This window comes from Enterobacter sp. RHBSTW-01064 (assembly GCF_014103035.1).
Lineage (GTDB): Bacteria > Pseudomonadota > Gammaproteobacteria > Enterobacterales > Enterobacteriaceae > Enterobacter > Enterobacter mori.
Genome location: NZ_JABXOU010000006.1, coordinates 200,871 through 216,745, shown reverse-complemented (window position 1 = coordinate 216,745; position 15,875 = coordinate 200,871). Strand labels below are relative to the sequence as shown.

Here is a 15,875-nt window from a genome sequence, read left to right as displayed (position 1 = left end):
CGGGCGAAGAGGTTTCCTCTCCGCCCGTGCACGCATGTTAGGGGCAGATAAAAAAGATGGCTAAGCAAGACTATTACGAGATTTTAGGCGTTTCCAAAACAGCGGAAGAGCGTGAAATCAAAAAGGCGTATAAGCGCCTGGCCATGAAATTCCACCCGGACCGTAACCAGGGTGACAAAGAGGCTGAAGCCAAATTTAAAGAGATCAAAGAAGCCTACGAAGTCCTGACCGATGCACAAAAACGTGCGGCCTATGACCAGTATGGTCACGCAGCCTTTGAACAGGGCGGCATGGGTGGCGGTGGATTCGGTGGCGGCGGCTTTGGCGGTGGCGCTGATTTCAGCGATATCTTTGGCGATGTATTCGGCGACATCTTCGGCGGTGGGCGTGGTCGTCAGCGCGCAGCGCGCGGCGCGGACCTGCGTTATAACATGGATCTGACGCTGGAAGAGGCCGTTCGCGGCGTCACCAAAGAGATCCGCATCCCGACGCTGGAAGAGTGTGACGTTTGCCATGGCAGCGGCGCGAAGGCGGGTACACAGCCACAGACCTGTCCAACCTGTCACGGTTCCGGTCAGGTGCAGATGCGCCAGGGCTTCTTCGCGGTACAGCAGGCCTGTCCACACTGTCACGGTCGCGGTACGCTGATTAAAGATCCGTGCACCAAATGCCACGGCCACGGTCGCGTTGAGAAAACGAAAACCCTGTCCGTTAAAATCCCGGCAGGCGTTGATACGGGCGACCGCATCCGTCTGGCAGGTGAAGGCGAAGCGGGCGAGCATGGCGCACCGGCAGGCGATCTGTACGTTCAGGTTCAGGTGAAGCAGCACGCTATTTTCGAGCGTGAAGGCAACAACCTGTATTGCGAAGTGCCGATCAACTTCGCGATGGCGGCGCTGGGCGGTGAAATCGAAGTGCCGACGCTGGATGGTCGCGTAAATCTGAAGGTACCAGGCGAAACCCAGACCGGCAAACTGTTCCGCATGCGCGGGAAAGGCGTTAAATCCGTTCGCGGTGGTGCGCAGGGTGACCTGCTGTGCCGCGTAGTTGTGGAAACGCCGGTTGGCCTGAACGACAAGCAGAAACAGCTGCTGAAAGAGCTGCAGGAAAGCTTTGGCGGCCCGACGGGTGAGAAAAACAGCCCGCGCTCCAAAAGCTTCTTCGATGGCGTCAAAAAATTCTTCGATGATTTAACGCGCTAATCCGTTAGCTGTTAAGTGTCCTTAAAAAGCCCGGAAGCGATTCCGGGCTTTTTCTATTTGAAGGTATAGCTCGGTAAAACTGAATCTATACTCAATATTAATCTGTTTTTGCCGAGTTGTTTGGCTTGGTATTATGGTTTTATCGAGGTATTGTTGTAAAAGAGAGAGCTTAAATGAAATTACTACACCGTTTCTTTAGCAGTGAAGCGTCCGGTGGCGTGATCCTGATTATTGCTGCAGCGGCCGCGATGGTGTTGGCGAACGTAGGATTAACACGCGATCTCTACCATGCATTTCTGGAAACGCCCGTTGAGCTGAAGGTCGGGGCGCTGGAAATCAACAAGAACATGCTGCTGTGGATCAACGATGCGCTGATGGCGGTGTTTTTCCTGCTGGTGGGGCTTGAGGTTAAGCGTGAACTGGTGTTGGGCTCGCTTGCCAGCCGCCAGCGCGCCGCGTTTCCGGTGATTGCCGCACTCGGTGGGATGGTTGTTCCGGCGTTACTTTTCCTTGCATTCACCTGGCAGGATCCGATGGCGCGCCACGGCTGGGCTATTCCGGCCGCGACGGATATCGCCTTTGCCCTCGGAGTATTAGCCCTGCTGGGTAGCCGCGTGCCGGTGGCGCTAAAAATCTTCCTGATGGCGCTGGCGATCATCGATGACCTGGGCGCTATCGTCATTATCGCGCTCTTCTATACCAGCGATCTGTCAATTCTGTCGCTGAGCGTGGCCGCTGGGGCAATTGCGGTGCTGGCACTGCTGAACATCTTTAACGTCCGCCGCATTGGTATCTACATCCTGGTGGGGATGGTGCTCTGGACGGCGGTGCTGAAATCGGGCGTGCATGCCACGCTGGCGGGTGTAATTGTGGGCTTCCTTGTGCCGCTTAAGCCGCAGGATGGCAAATCTCCGGCAAAACAGTTGGAGCATGTGCTGCACCCGTGGGTCGCCTTTATGATCCTGCCGCTGTTTGCGTTTGCCAACGCGGGCGTTTCCCTCGGCGGCGTGACGCTGGACGGCCTGACATCCGTGCTGCCGCTGGGCATCATTGCTGGCTTGTTTATCGGTAAGCCATTGGGGATCAGCCTCTTTTGCTGGCTGGCGATTAAACTGAAGCTGGCGTCTTTACCGAATGGCACTACGTTTAAGCAGATTATGGCCGTGGGCGTGCTCTGCGGAATCGGGTTTACGATGTCGATCTTTATCTCGACGCTGGCGTTTGGGGCGCATGCGCCTGAGCTTATCGTCTGGGCAAAACTCGGCATTCTCATCGGGTCATTACTGGCTGCGGTCATCGGTTATACCTTGTTGAAGGCGAAATTGCCCGGACAGGCTGTTCAGGCATAACAGGAAACCGGGAGGAGGGGCTCCTTCTCCCGATACACACTCAGGGAGAGAACACGCGATGTCTCATTTAAATTACAACCATCTGTACTACTTCTGGCACGTCTATAAACAGGGCTCGGTGGTGGGGGCGGCAGAGGCGCTCTACCTGACGCCGCAAACCATCACCGGGCAAATCAAGGCGCTTGAAGAGCGTCTGCAGGGCAAGCTGTTCAAGCGTAAAGGTCGCGGCATTGAACCCAGCGAACTGGGCGAGCTGGTGTTTCGCTATGCTGACAAGATGTTCACCCTGAGCCAGGAGATGCTGGACATCGTCAACTACCGCAAAGAGTCGAACCTGCTCTTTGACGTGGGCGTGGCGGATGCGCTGTCGAAACGGCTGGTGAGCGGCGTGCTGGATGCGGCGGTGGTAGAAGACGAGCAAATCCACCTGCGCTGCTTTGAATCCACTCACGAGATGCTGTTGGAACAGCTGAGCCAGCATAAGCTGGACATGATTATCTCGGACTGCCCGATCGACTCCACCCAGCAGGAAGGGCTGTTCTCAGTAAAAATTGGCGAATGCGGCGTCAGCTTCTGGTGCATTAACCCGCCGCCGGAAAAACCGTTCCCCGCGTGCCTGGAAGAGCGTCGCCTGCTGGTGCCGGGAAGGCGCTCCATGCTCGGACGCAAGCTGTTGAACTGGTTTAACTCGCAGGGGCTGAACGTGGAAATACTCGGTGAGTTCGACGACGCTGCATTAATGAAAGCCTTTGGCGAAGCGCATAACGCGATCTTCGTTGCGCCAACGCTGTACGCGCACGATCTCTATTCAGACGACAAGATTACGGAGATTGGCAGGGTAGATAACGTGATGGAGGAGTACCACGCGATATTCGCCGAAAGAATGATTCAGCACCCGGCGGTGCAGCGTATCTGCAACCGTGATTACTCGGCACTGTTTACGCCATCGGCAATCTGAAGGCATAAAAAAACCCGCGTTAAGCGGGTTCTTTAAACAAGCAACAACAAGTAGCGATTAAGCCAGTTTGTTGATCTGCGCGGTCAGGTTTGCTTTATGACGCGCTGCTTTGTTTTTGTGGATCAGACCTTTAGCAGCCTGACGATCCACGATTGGTTGCATTTCGTTAAATGCGTTCTGCGCTGCAGCTTTGTCGCCAGCTTCGATTGCTGCGTATACTTTCTTGATGAAAGTACGCATCATAGAGCGACGGCTTGCGTTGTGCTTACGAGCCTTTTCAGACTGAACGGCACGTTTCTTAGCTGATTTGATATTAGCCAAGTCCAACTCCCAAATATGTTCTATGTGGACAATTCAAAGGCCGAGGAATATGCCCTCTTTGCCTTCTTTTGTCAATGGATTTGTGCAAATAAGCGCCGTTAATTAGCGACGCTACGTTACGTAGTGATGGCGCAGGATTCTACCAGCTTGTCTTCCGTGAATACAGCCTTTCGGCATAAAAATCGCAGTTCCCGGACAGATTTTTTCGCTGTGAAAGGTCAGCCTGATGAAATCATTACGGCTTTCTGTTTTGCGTGAACAATCGCCGGTTAACCTTAACCGCTGTACAAGGTATACTTTGGCGATTTTCACTGTTTTGAGCCACACATGAAGCTGATACGCGGCATACATAATCTCAGCAAAGCCCCGCATGGGTGCGTGCTGACCATTGGTAATTTCGACGGCGTGCATCGTGGTCATCAGGCGCTGTTGCAGGGATTGCGTAAAGAAGGGGAGGCCCGTGGCCTGCCCGTTGTGGTGATGATTTTTGAGCCGCAGCCGCTTGAGCTGTTTGCGGGCGAAAAGTCTCCCGCCCGTCTGACTCGCCTGCGCGAGAAATTGCGCTATCTGGCAGAGTCCGGCGTGGACTACGTATTGTGCGTGCGTTTCGATCGCCGCTTTGCCGCGCTGACAGCACAAACGTTTGTCAGCGACCTGCTGGTGAAGCGTCTTGGCGTGCAGTTTCTTGCCGTGGGTGATGATTTCCGCTTTGGCGCTGGTCGTCAGGGCGATTTCTTGCTATTACAGAAGGCTGGTCTGGAGTACGGATTTGACGTCACCAGCGCAATGACTTTCTGTGAAGGCGGCGTGCGCGTCAGCAGCACGGCGGTACGCCAGGCGCTGGCCAATGATGAACTGGACACCGCAGAAAACTTGCTGGGTCATCCGTTCACCATCTCTGGCCGCGTGGTGCATGGCGATGCGCTGGGCCGCACGATAGGTTTCCCGACGGCGAATATACCGCTGCGTCGTCAGGTCTCCCCGGTTAAAGGGGTGTATGCGGTAGAAGTGGCAGGACTGGGCGATAAACCATTTTACGGTGTCGCCAATATCGGCACGCGTCCTACCGTTGCCGGTGTGCGTCAGCAGTTAGAAGTGCACCTGCTGGACGTTGTAATGGACCTTTATGGTCGCCATATAGATGTAATACTGCGTAAAAAGATACGCAACGAGCAGCGATTTGGTTCGCTGGATGAACTCAAAGCGCAAATTGCGCGAGATGAATTGACGGCCCGCGAGTTTTTTGGGCTTTAGAACCGGCTTAACTGCCTACGTGATAAATACGGAACCGAGAATCTGATGAGTGACTATAAATCAACCCTGAATTTGCCGGAAACAGGGTTCCCGATGCGCGGCGATCTCGCCAAGCGTGAACCGGGAATGCTGGCGCGTTGGACCGATGATGACCTGTACGGCATCATTCGTGCAGCCAAAAAAGGCAAAAAAACCTTCATTCTGCATGATGGCCCTCCATATGCGAATGGCAGCATTCATATTGGTCACTCGGTTAACAAGATTCTGAAAGACATTATCGTGAAGTCCAAAGGCCTCACGGGATATGACTCGCCTTACGTTCCGGGCTGGGACTGCCACGGTCTGCCAATCGAGCTGAAAGTGGAGCAAGAGTATGGCAAGCCGGGTGAGAAGTTCACCGCCGCCGAGTTCCGTGCGAAGTGCCGCGAATACGCCGCTACGCAGGTTGACGGTCAGCGCGCTGACTTCATCCGTCTGGGCGTGCTGGGCGACTGGTCGCACCCGTACCTGACCATGGACTTCAAAACCGAAGCCAACATCATCCGTGCGCTGGGTAAAATCATCGGTAACGGACACCTGCACAAAGGCGCGAAGCCGGTGCACTGGTGCGTGGACTGCCGCTCTGCGCTGGCAGAAGCGGAAGTGGAGTATTACGACAAAACCTCTCCATCTATCGACGTGGCGTTCCATGCCGTCGATCAGGATGCGGTGAAGGCTAAATTTGGCGTCTCCGCCGTTAACGGCCCGATCTCTCTGGTAATCTGGACCACCACCCCGTGGACCCTGCCAGCGAACCGCGCGATCTCCCTTTCCGGTGAGTTCGAATACGCGCTTGTGCAGATTGACGGTCAGGCGGTTATCCTGGCGAAAGATTTGGTTGAGAGCGTGCTGAAACGCGCGCACATCGCCGACTACACCGTGCTGGGCACCGTGAAAGGCGACGCGCTGGAGTTGATGCGCTTCAAGCACCCGTTCCTGGACTTCGACGTTCCGGCGATCCTGGGCGACCACGTAACGCTGGAAGCGGGTACCGGTGCGGTACATACCGCCGGTGGCCACGGTCCTGACGACTACAACATCAGCCTGAAATACGGTCTGGAAATCGCTAACCCGGTTGGCCCGGACGGCTCTTACCTGCCAGGCACCTACCCGGCGCTGGACGGTATCAACGTCTTCAAAGCGAACGACATCATCGTTGACATGCTGCGCACCAGCGGCGCGCTGCTGCACGTTGAAAAAATGCAGCACAGCTATCCGTGCTGCTGGCGCCACAAGTCGCCGATCATCTTCCGTGCGACCCCGCAGTGGTTCGTCAGCATGGATCAGAAAGGCCTGCGCGAGCAGTCTCTGAAAGAGATCAAAGGCGTGCAGTGGATCCCTGACTGGGGCCAGGCGCGTATCGAATCCATGGTGGCTAACCGTCCTGACTGGTGTATCTCCCGTCAGCGTACCTGGGGCGTGCCGATGTCTCTGTTCGTGCATAAAGAGACGCAGGAGCTGCACCCAAACACGCTGGAACTGATGGAAGAAGTGGCGAAGCGCGTCGAAGTTGACGGCATTCAGGCGTGGTGGGATCTCGACTCGCGCGACATCCTGGGCGCTGACGCAGACAGCTACGAGAAAGTGCCGGATACCCTGGACGTGTGGTTCGACTCCGGGTCTACCCACTCCTCCGTGGTTGATGTGCGTCCTGAGTTTGCCGGTCACGCTGCGGACATGTATCTGGAAGGCTCTGACCAACACCGCGGCTGGTTCATGTCATCCCTGATGATCTCCACCGCCATGAAGGGTAAAGCACCTTACCGCCAGGTACTGACTCACGGCTTCACCGTGGATGGTCAGGGCCGTAAGATGTCCAAGTCCATCGGTAACACCGTTTCTCCGCAGGATGTGATGAACAAACTGGGCGCAGACATTCTGCGTCTGTGGGTGGCATCCACCGATTACACCGGCGAAATGGCGGTGTCTGACGAGATCCTGAAACGTGCTGCCGACAGCTATCGTCGTATCCGTAACACCGCGCGCTTCCTGCTGGCGAACCTGAACGGGTTCGATCCGGTGAAAGATATGGTGAAACCGGAAGAGATGGTCGTGCTGGACCGCTGGGCGGTAGGCTGCGCGAAAGCGGCGCAGGACGATATCCTGAAAGCCTATGAGTCTTACGACTTCCACGAAGTGGTGCAGCGCCTGATGCGCTTCTGCTCCATTGAGATGGGCTCGTTCTACCTCGACATCATCAAAGACCGCCAGTACACCGCGAAAGCGGACAGCGTGGCGCGTCGTAGCTGCCAGACCGCGCTGTTCCACATTGCAGAAGCGCTGGTGCGCTGGATGGCACCGATCATGTCCTTCACCGCGGATGAAATCTGGGGCTACCTGCCGGGCGATCGTGAGAAGTATGTCTTCACGGGCGAGTGGTACGAAGGTCTGTTCGATCTCTCCAGCACTGAAGCAATGAACGACACCTTCTGGGACGAACTGCTGAAAGTGCGCGGCGAAGTGAACAAGGTTATCGAGCAGGCGCGTGCTGACAAGAAAGTCGGTGGCTCTCTGGAAGCGGCAGTGACCCTGTACGCGGAACCGGAGCTGGCGGCCAAACTGACCGCGCTGGGCGATGAATTACGATTTGTCCTGTTGACCTCCGGTGCGAAAGTTGCGGATTATGCCGACGCTACTGCTGATGCTCAGCAGAGTGAACTGCTCAAAGGCCTGAAAGTCGCACTGAGCAAAGCCGACGGTGAGAAATGCCCGCGTTGCTGGCATTACACCACCGATGTTGGCCAGGTGGCGGAACACGCAGACATCTGCGGACGCTGTGTAAGCAACGTCGCCGGTGACGGCGAAAAACGTAAGTTTGCCTGATGAGTAAAACTCTCTGTTCAACAGGACTGCGCTGGCTGTGGCTGGTTGTGGTGGTGCTGATTATCGATCTGGGCAGCAAGTTCCTGATCCTCCAGAATTTTTCTCTGGGGGATACGGTTCCGCTGTTCCCGTCGCTTAACCTGCACTACGCCCGCAACTACGGCGCGGCGTTCAGTTTCCTTGCCGACAGCGGTGGCTGGCAGCGCTGGTTCTTCGCGGGTATCGCTCTCGGTATCTGTGTGATCCTGGCGGTGCTGATGTACCGCTCGAAGGCCACGCAAAAGCTGAATAACATCGCCTACGCGCTGATCATTGGCGGCGCGCTGGGTAACCTGTTTGACCGCCTGTGGCACGGCTTTGTGGTCGATATGATCGACTTCTACGTCGGCGACTGGCACTTCGCGACCTTTAACCTGGCCGATACGGCAATTTGTATCGGTGCGGCGTTAATCGTGCTGGAAGGCTTCCTGCCGAAACCCGCCGCGAAAGAGCAGGCGTAATACACTCGCCCGGTGGTGTAATGTCACCGGGCAAAACAAGCGAGCAATTTGCATGTCTAAATCCGTACAGAGCAACAGCGCGGTTCTTGTTCACTTCACGCTGAAGCTGGATGACGGCTCCACGGCTGAATCCACCCGCAATAACGGCAAACCGGCCCTGTTTCGTCTTGGCGATACCTCACTTTCTGAAGGTCTTGAGCAACAGCTTCTGGGTCTGAAAGAGGGCGAGAAAAAAGCGTTTTCGCTGGAGCCGGATGCGGCATTTGGCGTGCCAGGCCCGGACCTGATCCAGTATTTCTCGCGTCGTGAGTTCATGGACGCGGGTGAACCAGAAATCGGGGCGATTATGCTCTTTACTGCTATGGACGGCAGCGAAATGCCTGGCGTGATCCGCGAAATCAACGGCGATTCTATCACCGTCGATTTCAACCATCCGCTTGCCGGGCGTACCGTTCATTTTGATGTCGAAGTGCTGGAGATCGATCCGGCACTGGAGGAGTAAAATGCAGATCCTGTTGGCTAACCCGCGCGGCTTCTGCGCCGGTGTAGACCGCGCTATCAGCATTGTTGAAAACGCGCTGGAGATTTACGGCGCGCCGATTTATGTGCGTCACGAAGTGGTGCATAACCGCTACGTGGTCGACAGCCTGCGCGAGCGCGGCGCAATCTTTATTGAGCAGATCAGCGAAGTGCCGGACGGTGCGATCCTGATCTTCTCCGCGCACGGCGTCTCTCAGGCGGTACGCAACGAGGCGAAAAGCCGCGATCTGACCGTATTCGATGCCACCTGTCCGCTGGTGACAAAAGTGCATATGGAAGTGGCGCGCGCCAGCCGTCGTGGTGAAGAGTCGATTCTGATTGGCCATGCAGGTCATCCGGAAGTTGAAGGCACCATGGGACAGTACAGCAACCCGGAAGGGGGGATGTATCTGGTCGAGTCGCCTGAAGATGTCTTTACGCTGAACGTGAAAAACGAAGCGCGACTGTCGTTTATGACGCAGACGACGCTCTCCGTAGACGATACCTCGGACGTGATTGACGCCCTGCGCCAGCGCTTCCCGAAAATCGTCGGGCCGCGTAAGGATGACATCTGCTACGCCACCACTAACCGTCAGGAAGCAGTGCGTGCGCTGGCTGAACAGGCGGATGTGGTGCTGGTTGTCGGCTCCAAAAACTCCTCTAACTCTAACCGTCTGGCCGAACTGGCGCAGCGGATGGGGAAAGCAGCGTTTCTGATTGACGATGCGACGGACATTCAGGAAGCGTGGGTCAAAAATGCGGCCTGCGTTGGCGTTACCGCAGGCGCTTCCGCGCCGGATATCCTGGTGCAGAACGTGATTACCCGTCTGCAGGAGCTGGGCGGTGGCGACGCGGTTCCGCTAGAAGGGCGCGAAGAGAACATCGTGTTTGAAGTTCCGAAAGAACTGCGAATTGATGCCCGCGAAGTGGAATAATCCCTCTTCTGATGAAAGGCCAGCACCTCCTGTGCTGGCCTTTTTTTTACCCGTTACTTTATCGTGACCACAAAATCATGTCTTTTACTGATATTTAAGCCGGTTTCACGTTAAATTCTAATTATCGGTGTTTTCAGTTGGCAGCCTCAGCGAAGGCTGGTTAATCTGAAAACGGTTTACATCATTTTAACGTAAGAGAATAACTATGCATGATGCACAGATCCGTGTCGCTATTGCGGGCGCGGGTGGACGTATGGGCCGCCAGCTGATTCAGGCGGCGCTACAGATGGATGGTGTGGCACTTGGCGCGGCGCTGGAGCGTGAAGGTTCATCACTACTTGGCACCGATGCAGGTGAGCTGGCGGGCGCAGGCCACACGGGCGTAACCGTGCAGAGCAGCCTGGAGGCGGTAAAAGATGACTTTGATGTGTTCATCGATTTTACGCGCCCTGAAGGCACATTGAATCACCTGGCGTTTTGCCGTCAGCATGGCAAAGGGATGGTGATCGGCACGACCGGTTTTGATGATACCGGCAAGCAGGCAATTCAGGATGCGTCGAACGAGATTGCGATCGTCTTCGCTGCCAACTTTAGCGTAGGCGTTAACGTGATGCTGAAGCTGCTGGAAAAGGCGGCGAAAGTGATGGGTGACTATACCGACATTGAAATTGTTGAAGCGCATCACCGCTATAAAGTCGACGCGCCATCAGGCACGGCGCTGGCAATGGGCGAAGCGATTGCTTATGCAATGGATAAAGACTTAAAAGACATTGCGGTCTATTCTCGCGAAGGTCATACGGGCGAACGCGTTCCGGGAACCATTGGCTTCGCAACTGTGCGAGCAGGCGATATCGTCGGCGAACATACCGCGATGTTCGCCGATATCGGCGAACGCGTAGAGATCACGCATAAGGCATCTAGCCGAATGACATTTGCAAATGGCGCAGTGCGCTCCGCGTTGTGGTTAAAAGGCAGGCGTAATGGTCTTTTTGATATGCGAGATGTACTCAATCTCAACAATTTGTAAGCATTATTACCCATCGTGATGTGGTTATTGCAGTCGTAATATATTGATTGCATAGGGCAATAATTTATTGCCCTTTTATTTTATCATCTTTGTGAGTGTTATCCTGTTAAAGCCTTAAAACTATATCTCTTCTCTCTGTTTTGCGTTGCGCAATTGTAAATTTTGACCATGTGGTCCACTTTTTATTGCCCCGCGCACGAAATTCCCATTAAACTTACAGCGCAAGCGTTTTCCAGAATGATTTGCCTGATCTTTTTGCCCGTTAAATCGCATTCCAGCCGTCAGGCTCGCAAAAGAATAAACAATATATCCGTTTTGAGTTGACTTTTACCCACCAAATCCCCAGAATGCCGCCGTTTGCCAAAAATCCGCTGGCAACACATTTGCATTGATTTATGACGTGGTTGTGAATTAATATGCAAATAAAGTGAGTGAATATTCTCTGGAGGGTGTTTTGATTAAGTCAGCGCTATTGGTTCTGGAAGACGGAACCCAGTTTATCGGTCGGGCCATAGGGGCAACAGGTTCGGCGGTTGGGGAAGTCGTTTTCAATACTTCAATGACCGGTTATCAAGAAATCCTCACTGATCCTTCCTATTCTCGCCAAATCGTTACTCTTACTTATCCTCATATCGGCAATGTCGGCACCAATGCGGCTGACGAAGAATCTTCTCAGGTACATGCGCAAGGCCTGGTCATCCGCGACCTGCCGCTGATTGCCAGCAACTTCCGCAATACCGAAGACCTCTCTTCTTACCTGAAGCGCCATAACATTGTGGCGATTGCCGATATCGATACCCGTAAGTTAACGCGTCTGCTGCGCGAGAAGGGTGCACAGAACGGCTGCATCATCGCGGGTGACAACCTCGATGCGACGCTGGCGCTGGAAAAAGCGAAAGCCTTCCCGGGCCTGAACGGCATGGACCTGGCGAAAGAAGTGACTACCGCTGAGGCCTACAGCTGGGCGCAGGGTAGCTGGACGCTGGAAGGCGACCTGCCGGAAGCGAAAAAAGAGAGCGAGCTGCCGTTCCACGTGGTGGCCTACGATTTCGGTGCTAAGCGCAACATCCTGCGCATGCTGGTTGACCGCGGCTGCCGCCTGACGGTGGTTCCGGCACAAACGTCTGCTGAAGACGTGCTGAAGATGAATCCGGACGGTATTTTCCTGTCCAACGGTCCTGGTGACCCGGCGCCGTGCGATTACGCCATCGCCGCCATCAAGTCCTTCCTGGAAACCGATATCCCGGTATTCGGCATCTGCCTTGGCCATCAGCTGCTGGCGCTGGCGAGCGGTGCGAACACCGTTAAGATGAAGTTCGGCCACCACGGTGGTAACCACCCGGTGAAGGACATCGATAACAACACGGTGATGATCACCGCGCAGAACCACGGCTTTGCCGTCGATGAAGCCTCTATGCCGGCTAACCTGCGCGTGACCCATAAGTCGCTGTTCGATGGCACCCTGCAGGGTATCCACCGTACCGATAAGCCAGCGTTCAGCTTCCAGGGCCACCCTGAAGCCAGCCCGGGCCCACACGATGCCGCGCCGCTGTTCGATCACTTCATCGAACTTATCGAGCAATACCGTAAGACCGCTAAATAATCAGGAGCCGAGAAGACAATGCCAAAACGTACAGACATAAAAAGCATCCTGATCCTTGGCGCTGGCCCGATCGTCATCGGCCAGGCCTGCGAATTCGACTACTCCGGTGCGCAGGCGTGTAAAGCCCTGCGTGAAGAGGGTTACCGCGTTATCCTGGTGAACTCTAACCCGGCAACCATCATGACCGACCCGGAAATGGCCGATGCAACCTACATCGAGCCGATTCACTGGGAAGTGGTGCGTAAAATCATCGAGAAAGAGCGTCCGGACGCGGTGCTGCCAACCATGGGCGGCCAGACGGCGCTGAACTGTGCGCTGGAGCTGGAGCGTCAGGGCGTGCTGGCCGAGTTCGGCGTGACCATGATTGGTGCGACCGCCGACGCGATTGATAAAGCAGAAGACCGTCGCCGCTTCGACGTGGCGATGAAGAAAATCGGCCTCGACACCGCGCGTTCCGGTATCGCACACAACATGGAAGAAGCGCTGGCCGTCGCGGCTGACGTGGGCTATCCGTGCATTATCCGTCCATCGTTCACCATGGGCGGTACCGGCGGCGGTATCGCCTACAACCGCGAAGAGTTCGAAGAGATTTGCGAACGCGGTCTGGATCTCTCCCCAACCAAAGAGCTGCTGATTGATGAATCGCTGATTGGCTGGAAAGAGTACGAGATGGAAGTGGTGCGTGATAAAAACGACAACTGCATCATCGTCTGCTCCATCGAAAACTTCGATGCGATGGGTATCCACACCGGTGACTCCATCACCGTTGCGCCAGCCCAGACCCTGACCGACAAAGAGTATCAAATCATGCGTAACGCCTCGATGGCGGTACTGCGTGAAATCGGCGTGGAAACCGGCGGTTCTAACGTGCAGTTCTCCGTTAACCCGAAAACCGGCCGTCTGATTGTTATCGAAATGAACCCGCGCGTGTCCCGTTCCTCCGCGCTGGCCTCTAAAGCAACCGGCTTCCCGATTGCGAAAGTGGCGGCGAAGCTAGCGGTGGGTTATACCCTCGACGAGCTGATGAACGACATCACCGGTGGCCGCACCCCGGCGTCCTTCGAGCCGTCCATCGACTACGTTGTGACCAAAATTCCTCGCTTCAACTTCGAGAAATTTGCGGGCGCGAACGACCGTCTGACCACCCAGATGAAATCTGTCGGTGAAGTGATGGCGATTGGCCGCACGCAGCAGGAATCCCTGCAGAAAGCGCTGCGCGGCCTCGAAGTGGGCGCGACCGGCTTCGACCCGAAAGTGAGCCTGGACGACCCGGAAGCGCTGACCAAAATCCGCCGCGAGCTGAAGGACGCGGGCGCTGAGCGTATCTGGTACATCGCCGATGCCTTCCGTGCTGGCCTCTCCGTCGACGGTGTGTTCAACCTGACCAACATCGACCGCTGGTTCCTGGTGCAGATTGAAGAGCTGGTGCGTCTGGAAGAACAGGTCGCTGAGCTGGGCATCACCGGTCTGGACGCTGACTTCCTGCGCGTGCTGAAGCGTAAAGGCTTCGCCGATGCGCGTCTGGCTAAGCTGGCGGGCGTACGTGAAGCGGAAATCCGCAAGCTGCGCGACCAGTACGACCTGCACCCGGTCTACAAGCGCGTGGACACCTGTGCGGCAGAGTTCTCAACCGACACCGCCTACATGTACTCCACCTATGAAGACGAGTGCGAAGCGAATCCGTCCGTCGACCGCGACAAGATTATGGTGCTGGGCGGCGGTCCAAACCGTATCGGCCAGGGCATCGAGTTCGACTACTGCTGCGTGCACGCCTCCCTGGCGCTGCGTGAAGACGGTTACGAGACCATCATGGTCAACTGTAACCCGGAAACCGTATCGACCGACTACGACACCTCTGACCGCCTCTACTTCGAGCCGGTGACGCTGGAAGACGTGCTGGAAATCGTGCGCATCGAGAAGCCAAAAGGCGTTATCGTGCAATACGGCGGCCAGACCCCGCTGAAGCTGGCGCGCGCGCTGGAAGCAGCAGGCGTGCCGGTTATCGGCACCAGCCCGGACGCGATTGACCGTGCGGAAGACCGTGAGCGTTTCCAGCAGGCGGTTGACCGTCTGAAGCTGAAGCAGCCTGCGAACGCCACCGTGACCGCCATTGAAATGGCCGTTGAGAAGGCGAAAGAGATTGGCTACCCGCTGGTGGTGCGTCCTTCCTACGTGCTGGGCGGCCGCGCGATGGAAATCGTTTATGACGAAGCCGACCTGCGCCGCTACTTCCAGACCGCGGTAAGCGTCTCCAACGATGCGCCAGTGCTGCTCGACCGCTTCCTCGACGACGCGGTGGAAGTGGACGTTGACGCCATCTGCGACGGCGAAATGGTGCTGATTGGCGGCATCATGGAGCACATCGAGCAGGCAGGCGTGCACTCCGGTGACTCCGCTTGTTCTCTGCCAGCGTACACCCTGAGCCAGGAGATTCAGGACGTGATGCGCCAGCAAGTGCAGAAGCTGGCCTTCGAGCTGCAGGTTCGCGGCCTGATGAATGTCCAGTTCGCGGTGAAAGACAACGAAGTCTACCTGATTGAAGTGAACCCGCGTGCGGCACGTACCGTACCGTTCGTCTCCAAAGCCACCGGCGTCCCGCTGGCGAAAGTGGCGGCGCGCGTGATGGCGGGCCAGACGCTGGCGCAGCAGGGCGTGACCAAAGAGATTATTCCACCGTACTACTCGGTGAAAGAAGTGGTGCTGCCGTTCAACAAATTCCCTGGCGTTGACCCGCTGTTAGGGCCAGAAATGCGCTCTACCGGGGAAGTGATGGGCGTGGGCCGCACCTTCGCAGAAGCGTTCGCGAAGGCGCAGTTGGGCAGTAGCTCCACCATGAGAAAATCAGGCCGTGCGCTGCTCTCCGTTCGCGAAGGCGACAAAGAGCGCGTGGTTGACCTGGCCGCCAAGCTGCTGAAACAGGGCTTCGAGCTGGATGCAACCCACGGTACGGCGATTGTGCTGGGTGAAGCCGGTATCAACCCGCGTCTGGTGAACAAGGTGCATGAAGGTCGTCCGCACATTCAGGACCGTATCAAGAATGGCGAATACACCTACATCATCAATACCACCGCAGGACGTCAGGCGATTGAAGATTCCAAGCTGATTCGCCGCAGCGCGCTGCAGTACAAAGTGCACTACGACACCACCCTGAACGGCGGTTTCGCAACGGCCATGGCGCTGAACGCGGATGCCACCGAGAAGGTGATTTCAGTGCAGGAAATGCACGCGCAGATTAGCAAGTAAGTTCACATGCCCGGTGCCGTTCGGTTGCCGGGCATTCTCCCCATCTTCAGAACCTTCTGGTTTTTCATCCGCTTTCAGTCAGTTAGCCTAAAATGGTTAGGT

Annotated in this window: 12 protein-coding genes and 1 pseudogene; 12 read left to right on the top strand and 1 reads right to left on the bottom strand. The window is 56.0% G+C overall.

Annotated elements, in window-relative coordinates; all coding sequences use genetic code 11:
• Positions 1 to 56 precede the first annotated feature (56 nt).
• From dnaJ to nhaR, 3 genes are all read left to right on the top strand, one after another.
• Positions 57 to 1,202 carry a molecular chaperone DnaJ gene (dnaJ, locus tag HV355_RS18410; RefSeq protein ID WP_010427068.1) on the top strand — a complete coding sequence of 382 codons (1,146 nt, stop codon included), beginning with the start codon at positions 57 to 59 and terminating at the stop codon, positions 1,200 to 1,202.
• Between the two features lie 173 nt (positions 1,203 to 1,375).
• The gene (gene nhaA / locus HV355_RS18405) at positions 1,376 to 2,551 is read left to right on the top strand and encodes a Na+/H+ antiporter NhaA (protein WP_108417122.1); all 1,176 of its coding nucleotides are present in this window, start codon (positions 1,376 to 1,378) and stop codon (positions 2,549 to 2,551) included.
• Positions 2,552 to 2,609: 58 nt separating this feature from the next.
• Complete coding sequence (gene nhaR, locus HV355_RS18400; protein ID WP_182402924.1) at positions 2,610 to 3,509, top strand: transcriptional activator NhaR; 900 nt, start codon at positions 2,610 to 2,612, stop codon at positions 3,507 to 3,509.
• Positions 3,510 to 3,566: 57 nt separating this feature from the next.
• On the opposite strand, the gene rpsT is transcribed toward nhaR, so the two are convergent.
• Positions 3,567 to 3,830, bottom strand: a complete 264-nt coding sequence (rpsT, locus tag HV355_RS18395; protein ID WP_003856458.1) for a 30S ribosomal protein S20 — start codon at positions 3,828 to 3,830, stop codon at positions 3,567 to 3,569.
• Between the two features lie 101 nt (positions 3,831 to 3,931).
• Between rpsT and HV355_RS24290 the strand changes: the two are divergent.
• From HV355_RS24290 to carB, 9 genes and pseudogenes are all read left to right on the top strand, one after another.
• A pseudogene (locus HV355_RS24290) lies at positions 3,932 to 4,150 on the top strand (DUF2575 domain-containing protein).
• 7 nt (positions 4,151 to 4,157) lie between these two features.
• Positions 4,158 to 5,084 (top strand): bifunctional riboflavin kinase/FAD synthetase, encoded by a 927-nt coding sequence (gene ribF / locus HV355_RS18390; protein WP_010427064.1) that lies wholly within the window; start codon positions 4,158 to 4,160, stop codon positions 5,082 to 5,084.
• Positions 5,085 to 5,129: 45 nt separating this feature from the next.
• Positions 5,130 to 7,946 carry an isoleucine--tRNA ligase gene (gene ileS, locus HV355_RS18385; RefSeq protein ID WP_182402922.1) on the top strand — a complete coding sequence of 939 codons (2,817 nt, stop codon included), beginning with the start codon at positions 5,130 to 5,132 and terminating at the stop codon, positions 7,944 to 7,946.
• On the top strand, positions 7,946 to 8,446 hold the full coding sequence (lspA, locus tag HV355_RS18380; protein ID WP_108417119.1) for a signal peptidase II: 501 nt from the start codon (positions 7,946 to 7,948) through the stop codon (positions 8,444 to 8,446). Before ileS ends, lspA begins: the two co-directional genes overlap by 1 nt.
• 52 nt (positions 8,447 to 8,498) lie before the next feature.
• The gene (gene fkpB, locus HV355_RS18375; RefSeq protein ID WP_182402921.1) at positions 8,499 to 8,948 is read left to right on the top strand and encodes an FKBP-type peptidyl-prolyl cis-trans isomerase; all 450 of its coding nucleotides are present in this window, start codon (positions 8,499 to 8,501) and stop codon (positions 8,946 to 8,948) included.
• Between the two features lies 1 nt (position 8,949).
• A complete protein-coding gene (ispH, locus tag HV355_RS18370; RefSeq protein WP_010427054.1) occupies positions 8,950 to 9,900 on the top strand; it encodes a 4-hydroxy-3-methylbut-2-enyl diphosphate reductase in 951 nt (316 codons plus the stop codon).
• Between the two features lie 205 nt (positions 9,901 to 10,105).
• Positions 10,106 to 10,927, top strand: a complete 822-nt coding sequence (gene dapB, locus HV355_RS18365; RefSeq protein WP_174341067.1) for a 4-hydroxy-tetrahydrodipicolinate reductase — start codon at positions 10,106 to 10,108, stop codon at positions 10,925 to 10,927.
• A gap of 454 nt (positions 10,928 to 11,381) precedes the next feature.
• The gene (gene carA / locus HV355_RS18360; RefSeq protein ID WP_073001075.1) at positions 11,382 to 12,530 is read left to right on the top strand and encodes a glutamine-hydrolyzing carbamoyl-phosphate synthase small subunit; all 1,149 of its coding nucleotides are present in this window, start codon (positions 11,382 to 11,384) and stop codon (positions 12,528 to 12,530) included.
• An 18-nt stretch (positions 12,531 to 12,548) separates the two neighbouring features.
• The gene (gene carB / locus HV355_RS18355; RefSeq protein WP_024907428.1) at positions 12,549 to 15,773 is read left to right on the top strand and encodes a carbamoyl-phosphate synthase large subunit; all 3,225 of its coding nucleotides are present in this window, start codon (positions 12,549 to 12,551) and stop codon (positions 15,771 to 15,773) included.
• Positions 15,774 to 15,875 lie beyond the last annotated feature (102 nt).